The organism is Mesorhizobium sp. Pch-S, from assembly GCF_004136315.1.
In the GTDB taxonomy this organism is placed as follows: domain Bacteria; phylum Pseudomonadota; class Alphaproteobacteria; order Rhizobiales; family Rhizobiaceae; genus Mesorhizobium.
Genome location: NZ_CP029562.1, coordinates 3,434,589 through 3,458,253, shown reverse-complemented (window position 1 = coordinate 3,458,253; position 23,665 = coordinate 3,434,589). Strand labels below are relative to the sequence as shown.

Annotated in this window: 24 protein-coding genes; 6 read left to right on the top strand and 18 right to left on the bottom strand. The window is 59.7% G+C overall.

Annotation, left to right across the window (positions count from 1 at the left end):
* Nucleotides 1-193: 193 nt before the first annotated feature.
* The 13 genes from C1M53_RS16255 to C1M53_RS16195 all read right to left on the bottom strand — a co-directional run bounded on the left by C1M53_RS16255 (nucleotide 194) and on the right by C1M53_RS16195 (nucleotide 12,362).
* Complete coding sequence (locus tag C1M53_RS16255; RefSeq protein ID WP_348629989.1) at nucleotides 194-832, bottom strand: transglycosylase SLT domain-containing protein; 639 nt, start codon at nucleotides 830-832, stop codon at nucleotides 194-196.
* A gap of 80 nt (nucleotides 833-912) precedes the next feature.
* Entirely contained in the window at nucleotides 913-1,140 is a 228-nt protein-coding gene (locus tag C1M53_RS16250; protein ID WP_129413177.1) for a hypothetical protein, read from the bottom strand.
* 131 nt (nucleotides 1,141-1,271) lie between these two features.
* A complete protein-coding gene (locus tag C1M53_RS16245) occupies nucleotides 1,272-1,745 on the bottom strand; it encodes a hypothetical protein (RefSeq protein WP_129413176.1) in 474 nt (157 codons plus the stop codon).
* 103 nt (nucleotides 1,746-1,848) lie between these two features.
* The gene (locus tag C1M53_RS16240) at nucleotides 1,849-2,490 is read right to left on the bottom strand and encodes a YbjN domain-containing protein (RefSeq protein WP_165358160.1); all 642 of its coding nucleotides are present in this window, start codon (nucleotides 2,488-2,490) and stop codon (nucleotides 1,849-1,851) included.
* Nucleotides 2,480-3,277 carry a hypothetical protein gene (locus tag C1M53_RS16235; protein WP_129413174.1) on the bottom strand — a complete coding sequence of 266 codons (798 nt, stop codon included), beginning with the start codon at nucleotides 3,275-3,277 and terminating at the stop codon, nucleotides 2,480-2,482. Before C1M53_RS16235 ends, C1M53_RS16240 begins: the two co-directional genes overlap by 11 nt.
* 4 nt (nucleotides 3,278-3,281) lie before the next feature.
* Nucleotides 3,282-4,310 (bottom strand): peptidylprolyl isomerase, encoded by a 1,029-nt coding sequence (locus tag C1M53_RS16230; RefSeq protein ID WP_245488170.1) that lies wholly within the window; start codon nucleotides 4,308-4,310, stop codon nucleotides 3,282-3,284.
* Between the two features lie 7 nt (nucleotides 4,311-4,317).
* Entirely contained in the window at nucleotides 4,318-4,875 is a 558-nt protein-coding gene (locus tag C1M53_RS16225) for a hypothetical protein (protein WP_129413173.1), read from the bottom strand.
* 83 nt (nucleotides 4,876-4,958) lie between these two features.
* The gene (locus tag C1M53_RS16220; RefSeq protein WP_129413172.1) at nucleotides 4,959-6,800 is read right to left on the bottom strand and encodes a putative porin; all 1,842 of its coding nucleotides are present in this window, start codon (nucleotides 6,798-6,800) and stop codon (nucleotides 4,959-4,961) included.
* Between the two features lie 68 nt (nucleotides 6,801-6,868).
* Entirely contained in the window at nucleotides 6,869-7,351 is a 483-nt protein-coding gene (locus C1M53_RS32165) for an energy transducer TonB (protein WP_245488168.1), read from the bottom strand.
* Between the two features lie 308 nt (nucleotides 7,352-7,659).
* Nucleotides 7,660-8,220 (bottom strand): hypothetical protein, encoded by a 561-nt coding sequence (locus C1M53_RS16210; RefSeq protein WP_129413171.1) that lies wholly within the window; start codon nucleotides 8,218-8,220, stop codon nucleotides 7,660-7,662.
* A gap of 52 nt (nucleotides 8,221-8,272) precedes the next feature.
* Nucleotides 8,273-8,677, bottom strand: a complete 405-nt coding sequence (locus C1M53_RS16205) for a biopolymer transporter ExbD (RefSeq protein ID WP_129413170.1) — start codon at nucleotides 8,675-8,677, stop codon at nucleotides 8,273-8,275.
* Between the two features lie 5 nt (nucleotides 8,678-8,682).
* Nucleotides 8,683-10,707: a MotA/TolQ/ExbB proton channel family protein gene (locus C1M53_RS16200; protein WP_245488166.1), complete on the bottom strand. Its 2,025-nt coding sequence runs from the start codon at nucleotides 10,705-10,707 to the stop codon at nucleotides 8,683-8,685.
* A gap of 2 nt (nucleotides 10,708-10,709) precedes the next feature.
* Nucleotides 10,710-12,362, bottom strand: a complete 1,653-nt coding sequence (locus tag C1M53_RS16195) for a ShlB/FhaC/HecB family hemolysin secretion/activation protein (protein ID WP_129416204.1) — start codon at nucleotides 12,360-12,362, stop codon at nucleotides 10,710-10,712.
* An 893-nt stretch (nucleotides 12,363-13,255) separates the two neighbouring features.
* Between C1M53_RS16195 and C1M53_RS16190 the strand changes: the two genes are divergently transcribed.
* From C1M53_RS16190 to C1M53_RS16170, 5 genes are all read left to right on the top strand, one after another.
* Nucleotides 13,256-13,933: a TonB C-terminal domain-containing protein gene (locus C1M53_RS16190; protein WP_165358159.1), complete on the top strand. Its 678-nt coding sequence runs from the start codon at nucleotides 13,256-13,258 to the stop codon at nucleotides 13,931-13,933.
* Nucleotides 13,934-13,944: 11 nt separating this feature from the next.
* Nucleotides 13,945-14,646, top strand: a complete 702-nt coding sequence (locus C1M53_RS16185; RefSeq protein WP_129413168.1) for an energy transducer TonB — start codon at nucleotides 13,945-13,947, stop codon at nucleotides 14,644-14,646.
* The gene (locus C1M53_RS16180; RefSeq protein WP_129413167.1) at nucleotides 14,643-14,888 is read left to right on the top strand and encodes a hypothetical protein; all 246 of its coding nucleotides are present in this window, start codon (nucleotides 14,643-14,645) and stop codon (nucleotides 14,886-14,888) included. The genes C1M53_RS16185 and C1M53_RS16180 overlap by 4 nt, the downstream gene beginning before the upstream one ends.
* Nucleotides 14,889-14,947: 59 nt before the next feature.
* Nucleotides 14,948-15,457: an RNA polymerase sigma factor gene (locus tag C1M53_RS16175; protein WP_165358158.1), complete on the top strand. Its 510-nt coding sequence runs from the start codon at nucleotides 14,948-14,950 to the stop codon at nucleotides 15,455-15,457.
* A 415-nt stretch (nucleotides 15,458-15,872) separates the two neighbouring features.
* Entirely contained in the window at nucleotides 15,873-16,859 is a 987-nt protein-coding gene (locus tag C1M53_RS16170; protein ID WP_129413165.1) for a FecR domain-containing protein, read from the top strand.
* 631 nt (nucleotides 16,860-17,490) lie between these two features.
* On the opposite strand, the gene C1M53_RS16165 is transcribed toward C1M53_RS16170, so the two are convergent.
* The gene (locus C1M53_RS16165; RefSeq protein WP_129413164.1) at nucleotides 17,491-17,775 is read right to left on the bottom strand and encodes a YMGG-like glycine zipper-containing protein; all 285 of its coding nucleotides are present in this window, start codon (nucleotides 17,773-17,775) and stop codon (nucleotides 17,491-17,493) included.
* 248 nt (nucleotides 17,776-18,023) lie between these two features.
* Here C1M53_RS16165 and C1M53_RS16160 point away from each other — a divergent pair, with 248 nt between their 5' ends.
* The gene (locus C1M53_RS16160; protein ID WP_207213009.1) at nucleotides 18,024-18,593 is read left to right on the top strand and encodes a CPBP family intramembrane glutamic endopeptidase; all 570 of its coding nucleotides are present in this window, start codon (nucleotides 18,024-18,026) and stop codon (nucleotides 18,591-18,593) included.
* Nucleotides 18,594-18,750: 157 nt separating this feature from the next.
* On the opposite strand, the gene C1M53_RS16155 is transcribed toward C1M53_RS16160, so the two are convergent.
* The 4 genes from C1M53_RS16155 to C1M53_RS16140 all read right to left on the bottom strand — a co-directional run bounded on the left by C1M53_RS16155 (nucleotide 18,751) and on the right by C1M53_RS16140 (nucleotide 23,582).
* Complete coding sequence (locus C1M53_RS16155) at nucleotides 18,751-20,124, bottom strand: HAMP domain-containing sensor histidine kinase (protein WP_245488164.1); 1,374 nt, start codon at nucleotides 20,122-20,124, stop codon at nucleotides 18,751-18,753.
* Nucleotides 20,111-20,785 carry a response regulator transcription factor gene (locus tag C1M53_RS16150; RefSeq protein WP_129413163.1) on the bottom strand — a complete coding sequence of 225 codons (675 nt, stop codon included), beginning with the start codon at nucleotides 20,783-20,785 and terminating at the stop codon, nucleotides 20,111-20,113. The genes C1M53_RS16155 and C1M53_RS16150 overlap by 14 nt, the downstream gene beginning before the upstream one ends.
* A 678-nt stretch (nucleotides 20,786-21,463) precedes the next feature.
* A complete protein-coding gene (gene fixJ / locus C1M53_RS16145; RefSeq protein WP_165358333.1) occupies nucleotides 21,464-22,075 on the bottom strand; it encodes a response regulator FixJ in 612 nt (203 codons plus the stop codon).
* Nucleotides 22,071-23,582: a PAS domain S-box protein gene (locus C1M53_RS16140; protein ID WP_129416202.1), complete on the bottom strand. Its 1,512-nt coding sequence runs from the start codon at nucleotides 23,580-23,582 to the stop codon at nucleotides 22,071-22,073. Before C1M53_RS16140 ends, fixJ begins: the two co-directional genes overlap by 5 nt.
* Nucleotides 23,583-23,665 lie beyond the last annotated feature (83 nt).

The window sequence follows — 23,665 nt, the reverse complement described above, 5'->3', positions numbered from 1 at the left end:
TTTTTGGGCCGGCATTTGATCGTTTCATGACAGGTTTCGTTTTTTGCGACCAGCTCCTCGCGAGCATGAAGGAAGTGCCTGGAGCACCTGACGGTCGACCTCACGAGGTCCACCGGGGGCGCCACGCTGGAGCCGATGGCTCTCACTCGCGTGATAGGGTCGCCGTTCGTCAACTCACCCAACCCGGCATCGCTCACGGCCGCGGTATCTCTTTCACCGTGATCTTGACAATGATCTGGTTGATCTTGCTGTTGAAGGCTTCCAGATCGGCGCTCCCGCTCGTGCCACCGATACATTTTCCACCGCAACCGCCGCCGCCCCCCTTGCCCTTGCCTGCTAGGCGCCCAAAAGTTGCGACGGGAACCGTGCCTGTCACGGCATAGCCGCGCGCGCTCAACCTGGTGCGAACTTTCACGCAATAGTCGACCGACAAGTGCGAGAAGCGGCTTTCTCCGTGGCCGGCGCGATATTTCATGACGGCGGTGCAGATGTCACTGCCGGCGAGCCGCCAGGCTTGCGCGAGATAGGAGACACCATAGCGGATGTTGGTCTCGGGAACCGCGAGTTCCGTCAGGGACCCGGAGAAGCCCATCATCCGTGCGGTCGACGGCAGAACCTGCATGAGGCCGATCTCGCCATCTCCCCCGATCACACTCTCGACATAGCCGCTTTCGGTATGGACAACCGCTTCAGCAATCGCTGCGGGAATTCCGGCCCGCTTGGCTTCCCGATCTATGATCGCGGCGATTTCGGCGCGCCTTGTAGCTGGCGCGGCAATCGCGCGATCGCTGTTCGGGAGATCGGAGAGCTTGGTGTCAGCTGGATCAGCCAAGGTAGCTGTGCTGTCAAACAACAACGTCATAAGGGCGGCGGCTATCGCCCTGCGTCCCTGCATGCTGCGAAAGCTGCGCATCAGCAGCCCTCTTCCCCAGCCGGTTCAAACCTTGATTGACCAGCCAAAGCCTTGTCTGGATCGATGCCGGCAAGAAGTGCGGCGAGCGAGAGCTTCACGTAGAGTGGCGTCCATCCCTGACGCTTGCAAGCGCGCAGCGCTCTCACCGAGAGATCAAGGCGTTTCGAAAGCCCGGCTTCGTCGAGACCCAGGTCGAGGGCAACACGGTCTATGACATGTTTCTTCATGGACGAAAGAAATCCGACTGTTATGCAACCCGTATTCGATGCCAAAGACGCGGCCCTGTTTCGGGCGACGGTGCGAACGGCCATTCTGTCCAGTGAGGACTGCCCGCACCGGTATTTTCCAACCGCCGCCCTCAGCGAGCGTGCTCCAGCGAGAACTTGATGCGAAGCGGCTGGAGCATGTCGGCCGGAGCCGATGCACCAACCTTCTGACCGGCAAAAAGCCCCTGCAATTCAGCGGCAAGAGCCTCGTCACCACCCTCCAGTTCGAGGCGTTCTATGACGCCGTCCGGCGCAGCCCAGACCCTGGCCGTAAAAAAATTAGGCTGGGCTTCCGCCTTGGCACTCTCTTCGAGGTGACGCCGGAACTGCAGCGTCTTCTCGTCATCGGACGCGAGGCAGTCATGCAGGAGCGTCTGGAGCTTCGCGGCAAATACCCGCCACTCCATCGGCGCGGCTTCGGATGATCGGTATGTTGGCGACCCAGTGCCGGGCACCTCAGCGGCAGTTGCCCCGCCGACGAGGCCCAGGGAGCCGGCAATTGCCCTGCCCCACCACCCGATGCGGGACAGCCTGGTCGCTGCCCGGTTGTCAGCAGTGGCTTTCATCTTCGTCATCCCTCCTGTTGCACAGCGTTTCACACCACCGCCGAAGGGTCGGCGCTCAATGTATCCGCGCTACCCAAGCGTGCGGGGCCGCACCGTTTCCGTATCAGTTGACCACGACCTCGGACGTGTCAGGCGCCTCGACCCTGCCGATATCCGCCATGTTCGATGCGGTATCGACGGTAGGGACGATCTTGCTGACCTCCTCACGAAGCCAGGGGATGAGCTGCTGGATCAGACCATCCCACAGCACGATCTGGTGATGGAGATGGTTCGACATCACCCCGCCGGCCACCGATACATCCATGCAGAAAACCAGGTAATTGCGATCTGGCGCGAAGCTGTCGAGAAAGAGGCGCCCGAACCGGTGCGACTGGTTCCAACGATTGAGGAGATCGAGCGGCAGCGTGCCGCTTACCGCAAACAGCGCTACGAAGGTGACATCTGCAAATCGATCGGAAGCGGCCGCGAAGGCATTGCCTGGACGGATGTCGAAGGTAAGTCCGTTCGTTGCCGACCGCAGGAAGCGAGCCTCACCGTCACGCACGGTCTCGACACGGAGGCCGCATGCCTGGAGATGATCGCCCAGCGCATCGAGGGTCAGTCCGGTGACAAGGTCGGTGTCTTCCTGCGAAGCGGAAGCAGCGCCGAATAGGGTCTTGGTGGCAGCGGACAGAACCCGGTTGGGCAAGTCTTCGCTCGCGGCGAGCTTGGGTTCGGCGTGATGGGTGGTTTCACTAGTGGACATGACGACCTCGGGTGTTTCGATCATTGTGGCTTGATGTGGATAGGGGGGTGCGCAAGAGTTTGCGCCTGGCTTTGGCGGACGCATCGGCGGGAAGAAGCAATGAACCCGCTTCCACCGCCTTGACCATGTCGTACCCCTCGTTCTTCGACGCGCGAGACCGCGCCAATGCACGCAGACAGGCAGTGGCTAGGTCGGGAAGAATTTCCTCAGTCAGACGGTCGCAGACAGCGAGCCGTGCATGACGCGCCTCCTTGGTGGCGAGATGGACGCCATCCTCACGCCGGAGCAGGCCGCTGCGTCCGGCTGCGACTTCGCCGACCGCGGCCAGACGAATGACGACGACAGGGGCTGGCACCCGGCTGGATGCTGGCGGAGGCCGCAGTTCGGATATTGTCGTCGCGGCATCGGCAAGCAACATCAGGAGTGTGTGGAGGCTGGCGCGCGCCTCGTGACGCAGGAAGGCGGCGGTGATGTCGCCTTCCATAATGATGGTGATCTCCAGATTGATCCGCAGATCGCCGGACCGCGGCCGCAGTCTTCGGCTAACCACCCAGCTGCGGATTTCTCCTGGAATGTCGCCGCGAACGCCGATCTGGCAAGTCAATCCCAGGACACGGGCCGCTTTCGCCTCTTCGGGTTCGTCGCCGAACTGCAACACCAAGCTGCATCCGCTGGGTCTGACGCCGTGCTGCGAATTGATGGGCATGCGCTGAACACCGTAGCCACTGCGACGCAGGCCCGCGAGGACCTCTTCAATCATGGAAACAGGCTTGGGTGCGTCGCGCATGATGCTAGTTCGCCGGTGCTGGCGAAAAGACCTTGCTGAGCGCAAGTTCGTTGATCGCAGGCGGGTTCTGCTCAAGAAGACGTGCCAGATACTCCCTCTTCAGTACCTCTTGCCTTTGCTCGCGGAGACGCTGGACAAGAAGTGGCTTTACCTCGTCGAGCAGGCGTGTCGTCGAGGCTTTCGTGTCCATCAGTTTGATGATGTGCCAACCGTCGTCGAGTTTGATCGGCTCGCTCAGGCCGTTCTTGGAAAGGCCCATCACGTGATCCTTGATTTCCGGACGGACTTGCGTTTCCGCGACCCAACCGATCTCACCACCACTCTCGGCCGTGTCGCGCTGGTCGGAGAGTTCCTTTGCGATCGCCGCGAAATCCGCCTGCGCCGGCTTCAGCCGTGACTGCACGTCTGCGAGCTTCTTCTTCGCCAGATCCGTCTTCGCTTTGTCGGCATCCGGCTCGAGCGCGACGAATATCTGCGCCAGGCGAAACTGGCGAGGCACGACGAATGCCGTTTTGTTGGCCTCATAGGCCTGCTGAACGTCCGCATCGGCGGGATAGGATTCCGGCGGGACAGACACCGCCTGGAGGTAGCTTTCAGCGACCGCGCTATCGCGCAGACTTGCAAGTTGCGCGGCGACTGCGGGCTGATCGGCCCACTTCTTGTCGTTCGCTTCCTTTAGGACAAGCTGGCTGGCCAGCAACAGGCGTATCGTCTGGCTTAGCGCCGCCGGATCGCGTGTAAGCGCTGCCTGCCGTTCCGGCCCCAGCCCGGCGAGAGAGGCGCGGACCTCTTCGATGGTGATGTCGCGTTCACCGACACGGGCGACGATGTCATCACCAGACGCTGCTTTGGCCGCAGCCGGTGCCACGGACTTCGGGCGCGAGGTCGTCGCATTGTTCTGAGCAAGAGCCAGTCCGACCGAGCCGATCAGGAGACCTCCTGCGGCAAGTGTCGCAAGGCGCCACGGATAGCGCCGCTTTTGTTGTCTCTGCATGTCGGCAACTGGCCCACGGGTCACGGCCTCGGTCTTCATGAATGCCTCACTGATCAATCTTCTGGTTGAGGACCTTGTCGCCATAGTCCTGAAGCAGGTTTTGCACGCGAACGCGTCCGATCCCGATCAGCGGTTCGCGGGCCACAAGTTTGTCGCCGAGCGTAACGTCCTCGTAGCGGCCGAGGAGGTCACGCCCGACCTTCACCAGTTCCTGGTTCTTGCCGACGCAGGCATTGTTGCGTGCCTTCCAGCCTGCGGCTTCTGCCTCGAACTTGGCGCGCTCGGCATCTTTGGTTCGGGCGACATCAGCCGCCTCCGCGTACGCATCCTTCCACTTCCCGAGCGCTTCATTGCGCTCTTCGAGCCGATCGTTGAACTCACGAACCGCGACCCGATAGTCCTTTTCAGCCTTCTTGGCCTGAGCCTTGGCCTCGGTGACCTCTTCCTTGAGGCCATCGCGTTCGCCTGTGACCTGGCTCAACTGTGCCTGTATCGCCGTGCGCTGATCTTCCAGCGCACGGACCTGGGCGGTCGAGCTGCGCAAGGCTTCGCGCAGCCGGTCGGTTTCCGATTGATCTTGCGCACCGACGTCGGACGCCGTCATCGAGAACCCGACGGCAGCTGTGACTGCCGCGATCCCCGCCGCGGCAAGTCTGTTTCGAAGTGAAGCGAAGAGCCTGGACATCGTCAGAACTTCGCGTTGACGTCGAACTGAAGCAGGTCGACGGCATAAGGAACACCGGCAATCGAGGTTGCACTCATCCATTTCGCGGTCCCTGAAACGCTATCCGAAAAGGCGAGCGAGCCGCCCAGGAAATAGCCTTTCAGGTTGGTACCGCCGAGGCCGAAATCGCTGTCGGCGAAAGCGTCCAGCGTGGCGTCGGATTCAAGATACTTGTAACCGAGATTGACGCTCCATTTGCCGTACTCGTCCAGCTTCTGGTGCCCGACGGTGACCTTGGTCGTCCAACCGATATTGCCGCCTTCGAACTTTCCGGACTTGCCCGGAGTACCGGAGTAATTGTTGACGTAGTTCTGCTCGATTTCGGCGCGGTTGAACGCGCTGTTCCAGACGAACTCGCCGTCGATCGCAACATGGATCGGATCGAAATGATTGAGGTCGACCCGACCGGAAATGACGACCGGCCTGAAATCGCTCGCAAGTCCGAAATACTGAGGGTTGGCATAGGGATCAGAGCCGTTCCAGCCGGGCGGCGGAACAATGTCGCGCAAATACCCGTATGTGTTTCCCTTCTGCGCGAAAGACGGACGCAGATTGTCGGTGTCGCAGTTCTGCGAAATGGAGACATCGCATGGACTGGACTTTTTTCCCTGCACATTGGTGTAGTCGTAGATACCCGCACCCAGGGTCAGTCCGACCTGCGGCGTCGCCTGCCAGTTGAAGCCGATCTGACCGCCAAAGAGATATTTGTCGGTGCTCTTGAACTTTTCCTTCTCCGTCGTCGAGAAATCGAGATCGGTGTTGAAGATCGGCATGGCGCCGGCCGCGAAGAAGGGCGTGAAACCGGGCGACACTTCGCGCTTGGCGTTGATCGCAAGACCGTCGAACCCGAGATCGCTGTCCCACACCAGATCGGTCGGTGACCAGAACGGATTGTCAAAGCGACCGAAGGTCAGCGACACCGAATCCGGGGCGAAATCGGGATTGGGTCCGATATGAGGGTTCTTGAACGGTTCGAACTTAATGAAGGCGCGATCGAGCCAGAGCGCATATTTCGAGAAGTTGCCCCCACTCCTGCCAAGTGTCTGGTTCGTCGAGACCGGAGAGGAATCGGAACCTGTCGCGATCCGCAAGCCACCGATGAAGCCCTCGGCGAGATCAGCTTCCAGACCCAGCCTGGCCCGCATGCGGTAGCGGTTGCGGCTCTCCGAGCCATTGTAGGTCGGATATCCTTTCAGGTTGGCGGCCGAAACATCGTAGGGGCTGCCGGTATTGATCGCATTGAAGTCGATCATTTCGCCGGAGCTGTAGCCGCTTGGGTACCACATCCCTTCCCATCTGCCCCGGATATCGCCGTAGATGCGGATACGCGAGGCCCATTCGGGATACTTGCCCGGCGATGCCCAACCCTCGTCCTTGGCCTTCGCCATCACTTCCTGGCGGATCTCTTCCCGCAGCTCGCGCTTGACGATATCCGGCACATAGGTGACCCGCTTGCTGCCGGGAGGAGAGGCTGCAGCAGCTGCAGCAGCGGCCGTCGCGGCCGCCTCCGTCGCTTTCGCATTCGCATCCCGCGCCGCCTGACGGGCGACATAGGCTTCGTCATCCGCCTGCTTGATCAGGTTCTGCCCCTGCTCCTGGGTGATGACGCCCTGCTCGACGAGAATGTTCACAAGGGCGACGGTCGATCCGGCCGTGGCCGGCTTCTTTTTCGACACAGTCGGGCGTTCGCTGTCCTGCGCAAAGGCTGGTCCGGCGATCATCGGCATGCCGACGGCGAGTGCCAGCAGCGACACGGAGGCCAGCGGGGTCCGCAAGCCGTTCACGATAAATGTAGAGATAGACATCAGTCCCCAGCCTCACACGTTACAATCAGCGTTGTTCGATTTTTCAGACTTGTTGGTCATGGCGGTTTTCAACCTGATCGCCGGGCAGTGATGCGGGTGACGATCGGCATGGGCATGTCGGAAGGCGGTGCCGAGGAAAGCTGCAGGCCGGCCAACGCACTTCCGCGAAGAAGGGCGTCGATTTCGGCGTCTCCGCTCGACGACACAAGCTGGACCCGGGTGATGCGTCCGGTGCCGTCGGCCCAGAGCCGGACGCGAACCTGCATCACGGCATTCCTGGTCTTTGGATTGGCACGGATTGCAGCTTCGATCTCCCGTGTGACCATCACGGAGTAAGCACCCCATCGGCTACCCCCACCACCTCCACCGCCGCCACCGGGACCTGGAGCGTAGGAAGAAGGCCCTGGACCAACTGGGAGGTCTGATCCGGGTCCGAGCGGCCCTTCCGCAGGCGGCGCATCGCTGGCCTCCTCCGGCGGAGCATCTTTCGGCTCTTCGACCTTGGCTTCTTCCTTGATTTCAGGCTCGACGATCGGGGTCTGTTCGATCATCTCCGGCTCCGGCTGCACCTCTTGCTCGGGTGGAGGTGGCGGTGGCGGCGGTGGCGGCGGCGGTGTTACGTTGACGATTGTGAATTCCTGCACGCGCTTTGGCGGAGGCAAATCATCGCCGGACGCGAGAAAGAAGATGACGCCGGCCAAAAGGCCGACAGCTCCAAGACCGGCAATCGCGGCGGTCGCATGTTCACGAAGAAAGCGTCCGGGTGAGGCCTCGCGTTCTTCTTGAACCGGCGCGGGTAAAGGCGCGTCCGCTTCTGCGATCGGCTGTGCCTCGCGACTGGATATGCGCATCGGAGCCGTCATGATGCGACTTCCCTTGCATGGAGGTCGTCAAGGCGCGCGACAATGTAGTGACGTACGAAACCGGCAATCGACGCTATGTCGCCGGCCTCGATCGTGATCCTGACGTCGAACACGTCTTCCGCGACAGCCCGATATCCGGTTCCGAGGAACTCGATATAGGTCATGGAATCGATCCAGAGCCGCGGACGCCCCCCTTTCTCGATCCGCAACAGAAAAGGGGCGGGATCAGAAAGACCTAGAGTGGCGAAGCGACACTTGAGGTCCCGGGCAAGGTCGGCCAACGGCGCATGAAACTGGCTGGGGAACGGCACGATTGTCTCGGTGCCGGCGTTGGGCCGAGCCGCCGCGCAGGCGGCTTCGCCATGTCCGGCCAACAACGCGGCCTCACGTCGTGGGCCAACATCAAAGGGCTTCGACACGACCAAAGAGAGCGCGATCGATCCGAGCTGCCGCAGCCATCCGCGAAGTCTCAAGGAGAAGCTTCCGCGCGTAGCGTCTTGTTCGGATGTCGGAGCTAGGGCCATCGGCGCCCATCCTTCCTTCGAACGGATCGCCATGCTCCGTCCCACCATCGACTGCTGATTTGTCGGTGTCATCGCGGCCGCTCACTCATTTCGCCTGAGCTTTGGTCGCAAGGCCGACCTGGGTGATGTTCAGACGCCCAAGCAGATCGAGGACGTCCATGACGTTCTGATATTGCGTCTGGGCATCGCCCCGCAGGACGATGGGAAATTCCGGCGTCAGTGCCTTCTGCTGGATCAGGCGCTGCTCGAGCTCGCTGATCGTCACCGGGATCGTGTCGAGGAAGATCTTGCCGTCGTTGCCGACGGTGATCGCCTTGGTGGTCTGCTGCGCCAGGCTTGGCGATGCGGATGCCTTCGGCAGGTTGACCTTCATGCCCTGTACCGTCGCGGTCGTCATGACGATGAAGATGATGAGGAGCACATACGCCAGATCGAGCATCGGCGTGACGTTGATGTCGTCGTAGGCCTTGTTGTCGGATTGAAGCTGCATGCCCGTTACTCCGCGGCCAGTCGATGGACGACGGGATCGGGGCGATTGCTGCTGTAGACCTCAGCCATCTTCGTGGTGAATTCGTCGACGAAGACCTGCATGTCGCTGGTGAGATCTTTGCTGCGCAGCGTCAGCCAGTTGTAGCCAAACAGTGCCGGGATCGCGACGACGAGGCCGGCAACGGTCGCCATCAGGGCACCCGCGACGCCGGGCGCGATCGCGTTGATATTGACGTCGCCTGACATTGCGATGGCCGCAAAGGTGATCATGACGCCGATGACGGTTCCGAGAAGTCCGAGGAAAGGCCCGCCCGAAATCGAGATGGTCAGGATCACCATCAGCCGATTGAGGGCCTGGAGTTCGCGGACAAGAACCGCATCCAGCGCAGCCCGGATCGCTGCAATGGATTCTGCGCTCAGGACATGGCTCCCGCCCGTCGCATCATCCGGGAAGCGGCGGCGGATTTCGTCGGCGCCAACCTGGTAGATGCGATAGAGTGAAGAATGCTTGCCGATGAAACGCTGGCTTTTCTCTCCCTTGCCGGAAGTGCCGACGTCGCGCTGGAGGAAGACGGTCAGATCGTTCTGAAGATCGCGGAAGGCCGGGAGGAACTTCGCGTTGGCTCGCTTCTGGCGCTTCAGGTAACCGTGCTTTTCGACCATCACGATCCAACTGGCGATGGCCATGATCGCCAGGATACCGATAACGACCCAACCATCGAAGGTGACCGCCTTGATCAGCACACCGAAATAGCCCGAAAGCCAGCTCGCCGTTTCCTCGTCGACGCCGAAGATGATGAGCTTGGATGGATCGGAGCCCTGGCTGGTTGCGGCCAGCATGACAAATCCGGCCGACCGGGCAGTCTTCGCGATCGAAAATTCATCGAGATCGCCGGCAAATCCTGCCTTCGCGGGAGTGACTGGCGCAGGAGCAACGGCAGGCGCCGCCACGGTTTCACCGGAACCTGCGGCTGCGGCGCCGCTCGCTCCATCTGGCTGAGTTGCGGGCTCGAGAGGTGGCACCGGCTGCGGTGGCGCAGCGGTGACAGTGTCGCCACCCAACAGTGCAGTGCTGTTCAGTACCGGCAAGGAAGCGTTGAGCGTCGCGTAAGGCCTGCCGTCGAGATAAAGCGTCATGAGACCGGGCGTTGCCACCATCGCGACATGATGCCAGCCGCCAGGCGCAACCGGTGCCGAGGCGGCGGTGCGTTGGGTGATGCCGTTGACGGTGAGCTCGATGAACGGCGATCCGTCATCGATGCCGAGGACAAGCCCATTGCGACCGTCGCGGCGGCTGTAGATCGCCGCATCGCGCTGAAGAGCGCCTGGCTTGACCCACATCGCAACGGTCATTGCGCTGTTGTCCGCAACGGCAAGCGATGGAGTCGCCGGAAGAGTGAGTGGCGTCTGCCCATCCAGACGCAACCCTGTTCCGATCAGCGCGCCATCAGAGGGCTGGCCGACGCTCTGCGCCCCATTTGCCCAGCTCGATGAATCCTGGGCCGGCACACCGCGCTCTGCGAAATGATAGACCAGCGATGTTTCCGGATCGTAGGTCGCCTTGGAATCGTCGACCGCGATCGCTTTCTCGCTGCCATAGTAGAGCCAGATACTGGCCTTCGCGCCCGGCTGCACATTCGGAACGTTGACCCAGATCAGCGCTTCGCCGAGGAGCGAATCGAACTTCTCGATGTGGTGCTTGAGCGGCGTCTTGTCGTCCTCGGCGACAAAGCGCAGATCACTGCCGTCGGCCTTGGCCGAGGCGAACCGGAAATTTCCGACGTGAAGTCTTACCAGGATTGGCGTGGTGCCGATTGAATCGGTGATGTTGGCACCTGCCGAACTGGTGTCGATGCCGATCTGCCGGCGCATCGACCATTCGTCGTTCCACCAGGCATTGGCCGAGCTGGTGAATGCCACGGTTGCCACCGCGAGCATCAACGCGAACCGGCTCACCCGCGAGACGGACGCCCGGACAATATCCCTGGTACTGGGTCGCGCGGAGGGAGCCATCGCTGTCTTGCCTTTCATGATCAGAATTCCCCGCTGAGACTGAAGTGCACGCGCGGGTCGTTTTTCTTGGTGTAGCTCTGGTCGGCCAAGGGCACGGCGACGGCGACCATTCCGCTCATGTGTTCGTTGAACAGCTTGAAGCGCGTGCCTATGCCGTAGCTCCACAGGCCGAAGGTCGATTCCTGGTCGGGAAGCGGCTTGTGGATGGTGGCGACGCCACCGTCTATGAAGCCGAAGAAGCGCCAATCCTTGAAGATCGCCACGTCCGGCGGCGTTCCCTTGTGAGCCGCATTGATCTTGGTCTGAAGCCAATCGCCAATGTTGGGGCTGCGCAGTTCGAGCGTGCCGACCAGCCCATTGTCGCCGATCGCTTCGGATTCGTAGTAGCCGCGAACGGTATCGAGGCCGCCGAGGCTGAACTGCTCGCTCGAAACGAGAGGGCCGTCAGCTATCTGCGCCTTGGCGCTGCCGAAGAGCTCGAAGCCGTGCTTGAGTTCGCGCGTCTGAGCAATATCGGCATTGAGATGGATAAAGCTGGAATTCGCGTAACCGCGCTTGGCGTCGAATTCCTCAAAGCCGCTCCCTGGCCCACGAAGATTGAATGTAAGACCCAGGTTGAACTGGGTTAGCGCCTTCTCCTGCTGCCAGGTTCCGCCGTAGCTGGCAGTGAGCGGGTAGTAGGTGATCGGCGAGTCGAACGAATCCTTGCCGAGCTGGACGGTCTGTCCGAAATGCTTGTAGTCCATGCCGAAGGACAGCGAATGGAAGTAGTTGTCCTGGGCCGGCAGGGTCATGACGGCGCGAGCGCCGAACACCTGACCGGGACCGACTATGTTCATCCCGCCCACGGTGGCGAGATCGCTCTGCGATTTGACGCCATAGACGAGAAGACTGGTCCAGTCGGTCAGCCGAGCGAGATATGACCCCGAAATCACCTGCGCGTCATCCGGACGCTGGGGGGCGACCTGATAGCTCAGGCTTATCGAATGCCCGAGTTGCCAGAGATTGTCGTATTTCAGTGTTGTGTTGAGGCGCGTTGCAGTCGTGTTCGCCGACTGCCGGTTGCTGAGTTCGACGCTGCCATGAAACGGCAGCTTGTCCTCGACGGTCAGATCGACGTCGACCGTGCCCGGCGTGACGCCGGCGCGCAACGCCGGCGTCACCCTGCGACCTGGCCATTGGTTGAGGGCGACGAGATCCTTCGTCACCTCGTCGAAGTTCGGCACCACACCCTCTTTCAGCGAGGGCACCTTCTTCTTGATCTTGTCGGTATCGAAGTAGCGGGAATTGGCAACGCGCAGTCGCCCCACCTTGCCTTCGGTGACCTTGAGCACGACGACGCGGTTGGCGACGTTCTGCTGCGGGATGGAGACATTTACGGTTTGGTAACCACGATCGTGATAACTTTTTTCCAGTGAAGCGCGCGCCTTCTCGACATCTTCAGCGGTGCGGCCTGGGCCGAGGAACGGGTAGACTGCTTCTTCGATGGTGATCTGCGGGAGCGTGTCGGCGCCATCGACACGAAATTCGTCGATGTCGAAATTGCCTGGCACGGCAGGGCCGGCCGCAGGCGCATCGGAAACCTTCTGCTCGGCGGGTGCAGCCCCATCAGACTTCGCTTCTTGCGCGCTGGCTACGGGTGAGACTGCGACAGCGATCACCCCGACAACCATTGCAGCGGCAAGCCGCGATCCATGCCGTGACGGGAGTTCCCGCTCACGCGCCTCATAATCCACCCTAGCCACAGATGCCTCTCTTCGCCCCGACAACAAACACCCGGTGCCGGCTAACATCCGCCAACAGGTCGCTATGTTCAGAAGACACGCGGGTGCGCACCGACCCGCCAAAAAAAATCGAAAAAATTTCGAAGGCGGCCAAATGGCGTCGTGAACACGGCGCCGTTCGACATGCGAGGTCACCAATCCAGCCAAGCTCGCGGCAGGCGTGGCGGTTCACGAAGAGCTTCAGGAACCTAGCCGCTGCCGACAGTGAAAATTGAAGCGATTCTCGAAAATGCGATCGGAGAACAAAATGATGAGCGCCCTTGCGCTTGAAAATCCGCCGCCCATCAAGGCAGTCCAGTGATTATTATTGAGCCGGCTTTTGAGGAGAGCTGAACCCGGCGCCGAAGCCCATGGTCCCGACAAGTTGCGTTCCTGAGATGCAGCCAAACGGCAGGTCATGCCACAGGGCCAGCACCGCTCCCACACAGGCCGAAACGACCAAGGTTGAAAGTTCGCATATGCTGTTTCGAAAGCAGGGATGAACACGACAGGATTTCCGCTCGATCGCATCGCTGCAGCAGTCCGCAGCCCTCATGCATCGTTTCTGTGACAAACCCGCGGTCCGGCTTGTCACATAAGTGTGACATTCGCGAGCGAAAGACAATCTGTCCTGGATTTCGCGCGGAACTTGGTCGGCGCAAACCAGCCTGCATGGTCCGCGCCTGCGGCATCTCGGACAGCGAGGTCTTCTTCACAAAATGACGCAGCACCGACAACGAAGAGCTAAGCGTTGCCGCTCCGGTCGGCACACTGGCTATCGTGTATGGGGAGCAAAGCGCATATTGCTCGGTCTCATCACGGGGTTTGCCCTTGTGGTCACGGCCGACGCCCAGGACCATCCTCTTTCTCCGACGGTCACGTTTGATATTCCCAAGCAATCGCTGGTCACAGCCCTCCAGGCCTACAGCGCGGCCAGCGGTGTTGCTGTTCTGTATGAGAGTGGGGTCGAGACCGGCCAGTATTCCGCCCCCGTTCGCGGCGACCTCACCCGCGAGGCGGCGCTCAGAGAGCTTCTCGGCAACACGAACATCATCGTGCGCTACGCGCGCTCCGACGCAGTCACGTTGGCAGACCCAGCCTCCTTCGATCCCGACGCGCCTCCTGAAAGTCTTCGTGGCGCAGCAGATATGGCACTGGACGTACTCCATGTGGCATCGGCCAAACGACAGCCGGCGCCGGCCAGCAAGGCGCTGTCCGACTATATCGCCGCGATCCAACAGGAAGTTCAGATCGCGCTGAAGCAAAAAACGGAAACCCGAAAGGGCAGCTATCGCGTAGGCGTTGATCTGTGGGTGGATCCGTCCCGCAACGTCACACGAGCTGATGTCTTTCGCTCCACGGGGGACGGCGCTCGCGACGATGCAATCATGCGTGCGCTTGAGGGGCTTACCATTCGAAGCACCGCACCCGCCGATACGCCTCAGCCGGTGCGTGTCATGATCGTCGTCAGGTCAACGTGAAAGCAGAGATCTTGGACGAAGACCCATTCACCACACCAGCCATCGGGAGGGCGCCCTCGGCGCACGGACGACACCTCGCGCCACCAGCCTTCGATACCCGCTGGTTGTGGGGTGTCGTGATCGTCGTGCCGTTTTTTCTAGGTGCGGGAGTCTTCTGGTTGCGTCATCAACCCATCGGTCCACGAGCGCAATCGATGGTCAATGCTGTCGAGGTTCAACTCGTTCGCGATGCCACCGTGGAAGCTCCGCGCCTGATCGCGCCCAGCCAGCCGACGACGAACAAGGGCGTGAACGACAACCTGCTCGACAGCCCCCACCGGCCCATTCCCGAGGAGAGGACAGAAAGCGAAGCTGCATCGGCGGATAGTGTACCAACGACCGCGCCCACTCGCGGCAGCGTTACCGCAATCGCGAAGCCGAGGCCTGTTGCAAGCGGAAAAGCCTGGGAATTCCAGCGCAAGCTGTACGCGCATATCGCGCGATATCGCTCCCCTTCAACCCTCTCCAGCCACCATGGCGTTGCCCAGGTGATGTTCTCAATGCGTCGCGATGGCTCCGTCATAGATGTTTGGGTGGCGCGCAGTTCGGGGCATCTCGCGCTCGACGAAGCTGCTGCCGAAACGATCCGTCGAGCACAGCCGCTGCCTCATATTCCTGCGGACATGCCTGCTCGTATCACGGTGGAGATTCCGATTTCGTTTGATCCGGCATGAGCCGTCTCGGCGACAAAATGTGTCCAGCAGGTGATGAGATCTTGCAGCATTTTGCAGCCAAGCGGAATCGCTCGACGCTACAAAAATACAACGAAAACAAAAAGTTAGAACATTTCCGCGCTTCCGTGAAAAACGGAAACGCTCTAGAGAAGCGCACCGCAGTCACGCCGTTGTCATGCCGGCCGGTTACGGAGCCAAAAAACGATTTCAACTGGTTTGAGTTGAAACGATGCTCCTCGTGAGCAGGGTGCGGGTTGGGGGTAGAGTGTTGGGCGCGTCTAATCGCAGCATATTACAAGCGGTGCTCACTGCCGACTACGACGGCCTCGTCAAGCGATTGACGCGTCGATTCGGCTCTTCCGATTTTGCCAGCGAGACACTGCATGAAACATTCGCGCGTCTTGATGGGATGTCCAATGAGACGGTCTTGAAAAATCCCAAAGACTATCTCTTTCGCGCGGCTATCAACGTCGGCAAGAATCGCCTTAGGGCCGAGCGATTGCGCGCTTCGGCAGCAGACATCGACGCGGTCCTCGATGTCGCTGCCGATAATCCTGGTCCGGCACAGATCGCTGAAGCGCGCTCCGAAATGGATGCACTGCTGCGGGCACTCGAGGGATTGCCGGCGCGCACGCGCCAAGTCTTTGAGGCGGCTCTGTTTAGGGACCTGCCCTATGCGCAAATCGCTGAGAACCTTGGCATCTCCATACGGACCGTGGAGCGTGATGTTCAGACAGCGCTTGAGCACTGTTCCCGAGTCCTCGGTTACCGGGCATTGCGCAAGGCGGAGGTTCCTCCGCGCCGGTCGTAAGAGCAACCTTGTCGGCTGCGGGAGCACGAGCGAAGCCGGATCGCAACGCTTCATTCGCGCTGGCCATGGATGGCCGGCATTTACTCCTTTCCCTTTCGGATCGGGATGGCCAGGGCAGAATTTTTGATGATATGAGGCGGATCACGTCGCGCCCAAGTGTCTATGTAATATGAGAAGGTAGCAGGATCGACCGCCACATGAACGAGCGGAAAACTGCGAGGCGCCAGACCGGAGGATTGAAATGGCACCGCGAAGACGGCCGGCAAGCGAGATTCACGCCTCTCGAAAAGGCGACATGAGACCAGATCTCGCAGGGCATTCCTGCCTGACTCGCTGATAGGGACACGCGTGTTATATCTGCGTTTCGAGCCAACGATCCCGTCCGCGACGGTGGATCAATTTGGGTAATGGGCACTTGACCGAGCCGACCGATGAGCCCGATTCGTTGAGGCGTGAAGCGCTGGCCTGGGTTGTTCGGTTGCGCTCGGGTGAAGCAACAAACGCCGACCTGGCGGATCTGCAGGCGTGGCGGGAGCAGAGCTCCGAGCACGATAGCGCCTTCAGGCAGGCGGCAACGTTGTGGCGCGATCTCAAGCAAACGGCGGAACAGGTGTCCCGGTCGCAGCACGGACGGCGGAGATCCTTCGGTGCTGTGCCCACCGGAAGGCGGCTGGTGAGCCGGCGTGGTTTCCTCTGGGGCGCCGCTGCTGCATCGGTAGCCGCCTATCTGGCTTATGATCCGCCGATGCAATTATGGCCTTCATTTCAAGAACTCAATGCCGACTATCGCACGGCGAAGGGCGAACGGCGTGACATCGACATTGCAGATGGGGTCACGGTGACGTTGAACACCATGACAAGCCTGTCGGCTCTTCCATCTGGTTCGGACAATCCCCGTTTCGAACTCATCGCGGGCGAGGTCTCGGTAACCGCGGAGCGCGCTGCGGGGCATCCGATGACCGTGCAGGCACTGGACGTCCAGATGGTTGCAACGAAAGCGACATTCAACACGCGCTGTCTTGACGGCGAAGTCATGGTGACCTGCATAGATGGTCAAGTTGAAGTCGACAACGGACAGAATCCGGTCAGGCTTGAGGGTGGCCAACAAGTTGCGTTTTCGATGACGCGTGGCCTTGGCGCACGCGTCAACGTCGATTCCAGCGAGACGACCGCCTGGAGAAGTGGGTTGCTTGTCGTTCGCGACCGCCCGTTGGCTGACGTCGTCGCGGACGTCAACCGCTACCGTCCAGGCCGGATCGTCGTTTCTGGCGACGAACTCGCCAAGAGATTGGTCAATGGCACCTTCCATCTCGATCGGCTGGAGAACTTTCCGAACCAGGTCCAGCAGTTGTTCGGGGCCAACATTCGCCAACTTCCTGGCGGGCTCGTCATTCTGAGCTGAAGTCGAAGCATCTTTGCCTGCGAAAGCGGAAGAGACGCAGTGTGCCTGAACCCATGGGACTTCATTCTCGTTGCAGGATGTGAAGGCGCGTATGCAGCCTTTGTTCCGGTGGGGAACGTATTGCTGTTTCAGCGGGACGGGTTCTCGACGATTGCTCTGGGACGAGAGACGCAAGACAGGCTGGACAGGCCTTGGAGATGTCTGATGATCGTTGGAAACTTTGCACTTACCTTCAAACGAAAAAACCCCGCCGGAAAGGCGGGGTTTTTCTTTTGAACTTGGTTGCGGGAGGGCGCATCACTCGCTGCTTGCGCGCCAGCCGAGCGAGGTTCGCACAAATCTCTGATGTCAAAGACATCGCCGAGCGGGCAATCGTTGTTTCAAGGAAATTTGGATTTATCGAGCGTCTGTACAATGCGAAAGCCTAGCAACCGCTCTGCCTCGGGTCGCATGACGACTACCCCCTTCGTCACGAACAGTATTCTTCGCAACGGCTTATGGACGGTCGGCGCCGACGTTGGTTTTTCTATGCAGTGGGAAATGGCCGAGTTGGCACTGCGAGCAACAGCATCAGGAAGAGACCACACGCGTCGAACCCGTCTGGTCTCAATAAGCCGATGCTTCAATCGGCTTAGTGGCAGCGACCGTAACGATCACGATAATAGCAACGATCATACCGAGGATCCCTGTGGCTCCATTGATCGCGGCGTCTCCTGTCGTTGCGCTCACTCATCTTGCCGACTACCGCGCCGCCCACGCCTCCGGCGGCGGCGCCTACAGCCGCCCCTTCCCAAGAGCCGCTTGCCAGCCCTCCGATTATCGCACCGCTGGCCGCACCAATTCCGGCTCCTTTTTCAGTCTGACTGCACGCCGTCAGCGACAGGCAAACCAGCACCCCTGCAACGACCTTTTTCATGTCTCATTCCTCGTTTCGTTGAGTTAACAAGCGGGGGGTCATCTATCGAAAAGCTACCCCTTAGAACGCCTATGGCCGTGCACAATTACGGGGGCGTTACGGCTGACCAGGGCGTTTGCATGCGCCTCGCCTAAGATCGGTAACGCGGTTCGGAGCCTGTAACTCCTCCGTAAGGCAAGCCTTCTAGGCGGGGAAGCAATGTCGCTTGCGGTGGCAATCAGACGATCAGCTCATCAGGGAAGAACAGGATGGATCTTTCTATCAGCTCAACGCCTCTTAAGCGCCCTGGCTGGAAGGAGGCGGCAATCGCACTCGTTTCCTATTTCGTGTTACTGGCAATCATGTCCGCCTTCATGCTGCGAATACCTGATGAACAGGCGGCTCTTCGCGGCAATTTTGGCATGGCCGGGAATGGCATTGTTGGCGTTATCGCTTTTGCCACCGCCGTCTCCATACGCATCCGCGACCTTCGAGTTTTCGGCTTCCGGAAGATTCCGTGGACATGGGTGCCGGCTGGTGCCGCATTAGGATTGGCCGCCTACGGAACCAGCCACTTAATTGAGGGCGCGTACTCCCTGCTCGTCACCGAAGTGAACACCCAGGCCGATTTCCAGGCTGGAGCCAAAGAGGGGATAGTGCCTCTGTTTATCCTGCTGTTCACAGGCGCCCTTCTCACCCCCCTTGGCGAAGAACTGGTGTTTCGCGGGGTCATCGCCAACGCATTGAACCGTCATTCCGCCGGTATTGGTGTCGTTGGCAGCGCACTGATCTTCGCCGCCGTCCCGGCCCGAGCGTCATCTTTTTCAACGCATTCCTGATCGGAATCCTCACGGCCTTCTTGTTCAGGATGACGTTGTCGATCTGGCCTGGTTTTGTTGTCCACGTTGTCTTCAACGGGCTCTGGCTTGTCACATACGCCCTCGGCTGAGGCTTACCTCTCCCCCAGTCAGCGGTAGGAAACCCGCCACGATTGCTTTAGGCTCCGTTCGGCACGGATGTCGCGCTTCCCTCGCGCCATCGCACGGCAAATGTGCTGCCGCCCCCCAGCGAAGATTTCAGTTCAATGAAGCCCCCGTGGCTGGTGACAATATCGTGGACCATACTGAGACCGAGGCCAGCGCCAGATCCGTGTGGGTTGATCCGGTAGAAAGGTTCGAAGATGCGTGCATGCTTGTCGCTGGCGATACCAACGCCCTGGTCAGTGACGCGAACGCTTCCATCGGTCTCGATGCCTATGCAGATCTCGCCTGACTTGCCGCCATACTGAACGGCATTGCGCACCAGATTGGCAAAGGCTCTTTCCAATGCGTCGGGATCACCAATCAAAAAGATATGTTTCGCGTCGCTGTCGAAGGAAATTTCATAACCTTCCGCAATGGCGAAAGGCGCGAGATCAGCTACCACTTTCGATACCACCGCATTGAGGTCCACCCGTGTCTTGCGCGGCGGCTTTTGCCGATACTTCTCGATATCCAGAAGTTGATTGGTGATCGCCGACAGCCTTTTGATGCCATTTTGAAGATGGGATTTCTCTTCGCTTGGCGGCAAGGTTCCGATGCGAACCTGCAGGATGGCAATCGGTGTCCTCAGCTCGTGGGCCGCGTTAACGAAGAACCGTTCCGTCGTCTCGAAGCCGTTGTCCAATCTGCGCAGCGCCTTATTGATCCCATCTACAACCCTCAGTACCTCCCCGGGCAGACCGTGAACGTCTACGACTGCGCCTCGTGCTTCAAAGTCGATGGTGTTGAGACGTCCGGTAAGATCATTGAACGAGCGAAGCGACCATCTGGTGACCCAGGGAACTCCGATGAGCGTAATCGCGGCAAGGATCGCGGCCGGAATAGCGACGGCGGCATTTCCCAGCCATACGATCACGCCGTGGAGAGACATGGAAACACCGCCCGCGAATATAGAGACCTCGCCAACGGCGGTGGCCATCCGTTCGAGCCGCGCGACACTTTTGGGATTGCCGACATCCCCATGGAGCTCGGCACTTCTGAACGTTCGCAGAAATGGAAAATTGGCGGCGATAGCCCCTGGAACCTCCCCTTGCTGGATGATTTCACCACCTGGCAATTCGACGACAAACCAACCGCTTGGCCATTCTTGTAGTGTAGCGGACAGGCCTTCCGTTGGAACCAGGATCGGCTTCCCGTTCGGTCCTACCTCGATCGAATCTGCGATCTGTTCCGATAACCATATGGATGGAATGGCCCCGTCGGGGGCGATCCCAGACGCAAGGTAGAAGACAAGAGTAAGGGAAGCTGCGGTGGCGAAGAGTTGAAGGACAATGAACCCGAGCGTAAATCGCCAGCGGAGGGGTGTACTGTTCATTTCACTGCGGCTCATGAAGGAAGTAGCCGATCCCGCGGATGTTCTTGATGACGATGTTCGCCCCTGCCTCTACGAGCTTCCGGCGAAGGCGTGACATGTTGGCTTCCAGGGTGTTTGACTGGATTTCCTCGTTGAAGGAATAGACATTCTCCTCCAGCGATGACCGCAAGACCGTTCGTCCGCGATTCCTGAGAAGGGTATCGAGGATCAGAAGTTCGCGCCTAGTGAGCACAAGACGGTTTCCTTCGATATGAATATCCAGCGTGGCGCGATCATAGGTAAGATTGCCCGCGACGAGCAACGGCGACCCAACCACAGGAGCGCGTCTTAGAACGGCCCCCATCCTTGCGATCAGTTCTTCGATCTCGAAAGGTTTGGGGAGGTAGTCATCCGCCCCTTCGTTAAGCCCTGATATCTTGTCACGGGTCGAGCCAAGTGCAGAGATAATAATGGATCGGGCAGATTTGCCGGCGTTGCGCATCTCCACAAGCAGGGCGCTTCCATCACCGTCCGGCAACTGTCGGTCAATGAGAACGACCTCGTAATCCGTTAAGGCAACGGCCTCTCGAGCAGCAGCAAGACTGGTCACCGCATCCACGACGATTCCATGCCGGGACAAAGCGGCCCGCAGTGCGTCGGCCATCTCCAGGTCGTCTTCGACTAGCAGAAGTTTCATGAGAGGAGGCGGGCAAATCTATTCATAGAGCCATCGTGTTCAATCGGAATTACATTAGAATTACGGCCAGACCGCTTATTCCTTTATTGGAGGCACACCGCAGTAGCTCCGATGGTGCGAAGCGATCACGGCAGGTGTGAGGAGTGAGGGCGCACCATTCGCTCGTTGCACCGAGCTCCAGGGAGAATTGCGCGGCCGGATGATGTATTGGAAATCGTCAAGCAAGCGAAAGCACACTCCACGCTAGCGCACTCTAGGCTTATCAACCTGAAGGCATGATAATGACTCCAGAGCACTGCTGCAGTCACAGGCTTGAACTTGCAGCGCGCTAATCGAGAAATGCCCCCTACGGCGTGCAGGCGTGCTCTGGTCTTGCAACGCTCATCTCGGCCACCACTCGCCAGTGGACATCAATGACGAGCGGGCGCCGAACCAAATGTTCCGCCATCAAGCGGAGCGCCACTTCAAAGTCTGCGTCCTGGCATCTGTCCCCCTCACCTCGACGGAAGCGGCGCCTCGGGATACTGTGCCCAACGCAAGATTTCTTTCTGTGATCATGCCAATCTAGGAATCGTCATCCGCGGCGGAGCCCGCCCCGATCCCCTCACGCTGCATCAGGATTCCAATATCGCTCACCGCGGCAGCACATGGCCGGAAACGCCTGGAATTCCCTCAAACTCAGAAGGCAGTGTCGAGGGCCATGATCATTCGCACCAAGCCCGGCAGGTTCCTGGCCTGCATCTTAGCCATGATGTTTGCCCGATGGACTTCGACAGTGCGTGGACTGATAGCGAGTTCATTGGCGATCGTCTTGTTCGGCTGCCCCGCCACCACTCCGGACAAAACCTGACGCTCTCGCTCCGACAGCGCACTCAGGCGCTCGCGAAGAGCTTCGACCCCATCGCCTTGCACTGGGATTTCGTCGAACTGACTCGCTGCGTGTTTGATCGCCTCGATGAGCAAATCGTCCTCAAAGGGTTTTTCGATAAAATCGACCGCTCCAGCCTTCATCGCCGCAACCGCCATCGGAACATCGCCATGTCCGGTTATGACTACCGCCGGAACCATACAGCCGCGTTCATTCAGTTTTTCAAGCAGGTCCACGCCGCTCATATCCGGCATTCTCAGGTCGGTTACCAGGCAGGTTTTCCCCTTGTACGGAGCGCCGGCCAGATAGCCAGTCGCCGATGCGTGCATCTCGACGGAAAAGCCTATCGTGCCAAGCAGGAAGCCCAATGAATTGCGAACGGGTTCCTCATCATCGACGATATGAACCACGTAGTCGTCAATCTGCATTTGGCAATTCTTTCCCCGCCACCGGCAACGAAATCCGGAAGGTCGCTCCCCCTTTCTCATTGCTGTCGGCAGTTATCTCACCGCCGTGGGCCTCGACGATGCGTTTGGATATTGAGAGGCCTATTCCCATACCATTGGCCTTGCTGGAGACGAATGGCTCGAACAGCCGTGACGCGACCTCCGGCGAAATGCCTGGCCCGCTATCGGAAACTTCGATTTCAATGTGGTGATCACCCTTGCGAGCGGTCCGCACGGTGAGTTCACGTTCGTCACTATCGCGCATGGCTTCGATCGCGTTGCGCATCAAATTGATCAGGACCTGCTGGATTTGCACCTTGTCCACCAGGACGCTTTCATCGCCTGCCGTGAATTCGAAAACCGACCGCACACCCATTTCACGCGATCCTACCAAGGCCAGCGCGCCTGCTTCCTCAATCAGCTTACGCATGTCCTGGGGCGACTTTTCCGTCTCCCCCCGAGTCACAAATTCCCGAAGGTGTCGGATAATTCCGCCTGCCCTCAGGGACTGCTTTGCAGTCTCCTGCAGAGCCTCTCTTATTCGGCTGACCTTCGGGTCGTCGAGGGTTTCGAGGGCGCGAACACACCCTTGTGCGTAGTTCGCGATTGCCGCCAGCGGCTGGTTGAGTTCGTGCGCGAGTGTCGATGCCATTTCTCCAAGTTCATTAAGGCGGGCGAGCCGGGCGAGTTCGCTTTGCACTTCCTGCAGTCGCGCCTCAGATTCCTCGCGTTCGGTCAAGTCACGTATGAATCCGGTAAAGAACCGTCCGGCTGCTGATCGCATCTCGCCCACGGAAAGCGTCATCGGGAAGGTCGAACCGTCCTTTCTGCGACCGACCACCACCCGGTCTATGCCGATAATCCGCTTCTCACCCGTGGAAATGTAGCGCTCGATGTAACCATCATGTTCGCGATGGTAGGGTTCCGGCATCAGGATGTTGACATTTTGGCCGAGAATTTCGGCTTCCAGGTAGCCGAACTGCCTCACCGCAGCAGCGCTGAAAGACGAGATCCGGGCGTGCTCGTCAATCACGACGGTTGCATCCGGGACTGTGTCCAAAATCGAGCGCAGATGGGCTTCACGTGCCTTCAACGCCTCTTCCGTCCTGTCGAGCGCGCGACGAGCATGATGAAGCATCTCCCCCATCCAGGCGATCGCCAGTCCAACTGCCGCGAAAATCGGCATCTGCAACCAAAAGGAGGAGCTATTGGCATCGGAAAGGGCATAGGCGCCAAGGAGTGACAAGGTGCCCGCAAAGAGTCCCGGACCTATGCCCCCGGCAACTGCGGAAATGAGGATGGCAGGCGTGAATATGACGAAGACCGCGACATTGCCCAATGTGCTTGCCAGCGCCAGTCGGCAGGCAAACACAATACTCACCGCGCCCGCTGCAAGGACGTAGCCTGCGGTTCCTTCGAAACGGCTGGAAAAAACAGCCTGGAGAAAGCGCCCCTGAACGCCACCTATATCTCTGGCTGGCATAAACCCCTCTGCCGTTGCGGCCATGGCTGTATGACGACCTTCAAGGATAATTCGCGCTTACAGCCGTTTGCCCGCCGACGAGG

Coding starts and splice junctions, on each gene's coding strand:
- C1M53_RS16205 (WP_129413170.1), bottom strand. CDS start 8,677: ATGCAGCTTCAATCCGACAACAAGGCCTACGACGACATCAACGTCACG.
- C1M53_RS16150 (WP_129413163.1), bottom strand. CDS start 20,785: ATGAAACTTCTGCTAGTCGAAGACGACCTGGAGATGGCCGACGCACTG.
- C1M53_RS16245 (WP_129413176.1), bottom strand. CDS start 1,745: ATGAAAGCCACTGCTGACAACCGGGCAGCGACCAGGCTGTCCCGCATC.
- C1M53_RS16195 (WP_129416204.1), bottom strand. CDS start 12,362: ATGGTTGTCGGGGTGATCGCTGTCGCAGTCTCACCCGTAGCCAGCGCG.
- C1M53_RS16250 (WP_129413177.1), bottom strand. CDS start 1,140: ATGAAGAAACATGTCATAGACCGTGTTGCCCTCGACCTGGGTCTCGAC.
- C1M53_RS16140 (WP_129416202.1), bottom strand. CDS start 23,582: ATGCCAGCCAGAGATATAGGTGGCGTTCAGGGGCGCTTTCTCCAGGCT.
- C1M53_RS16240 (WP_165358160.1), bottom strand. CDS start 2,490: ATGTCCACTAGTGAAACCACCCATCACGCCGAACCCAAGCTCGCCGCG.
- C1M53_RS16160 (WP_207213009.1), top strand. CDS start 18,024: ATGGATCTTTCTATCAGCTCAACGCCTCTTAAGCGCCCTGGCTGGAAG.
- C1M53_RS32165 (WP_245488168.1), bottom strand. CDS start 7,351: ATGATCGAACAGACCCCGATCGTCGAGCCTGAAATCAAGGAAGAAGCC.
- C1M53_RS16220 (WP_129413172.1), bottom strand. CDS start 6,800: ATGTCTATCTCTACATTTATCGTGAACGGCTTGCGGACCCCGCTGGCC.
- C1M53_RS16165 (WP_129413164.1), bottom strand. CDS start 17,775: ATGAAAAAGGTCGTTGCAGGGGTGCTGGTTTGCCTGTCGCTGACGGCG.
- C1M53_RS16180 (WP_129413167.1), top strand. CDS start 14,643: ATGAGCCGTCTCGGCGACAAAATGTGTCCAGCAGGTGATGAGATCTTG.
- C1M53_RS16235 (WP_129413174.1), bottom strand. CDS start 3,277: ATGCGCGACGCACCCAAGCCTGTTTCCATGATTGAAGAGGTCCTCGCG.
- C1M53_RS16155 (WP_245488164.1), bottom strand. CDS start 20,124: ATGAGCCGCAGTGAAATGAACAGTACACCCCTCCGCTGGCGATTTACG.
- C1M53_RS16200 (WP_245488166.1), bottom strand. CDS start 10,707: ATGAAAGGCAAGACAGCGATGGCTCCCTCCGCGCGACCCAGTACCAGG.
- C1M53_RS16210 (WP_129413171.1), bottom strand. CDS start 8,220: ATGGCGATCCGTTCGAAGGAAGGATGGGCGCCGATGGCCCTAGCTCCG.
- C1M53_RS16225 (WP_129413173.1), bottom strand. CDS start 4,875: ATGACGGCGTCCGACGTCGGTGCGCAAGATCAATCGGAAACCGACCGG.
- C1M53_RS16230 (WP_245488170.1), bottom strand. CDS start 4,310: ATGAAGACCGAGGCCGTGACCCGTGGGCCAGTTGCCGACATGCAGAGA.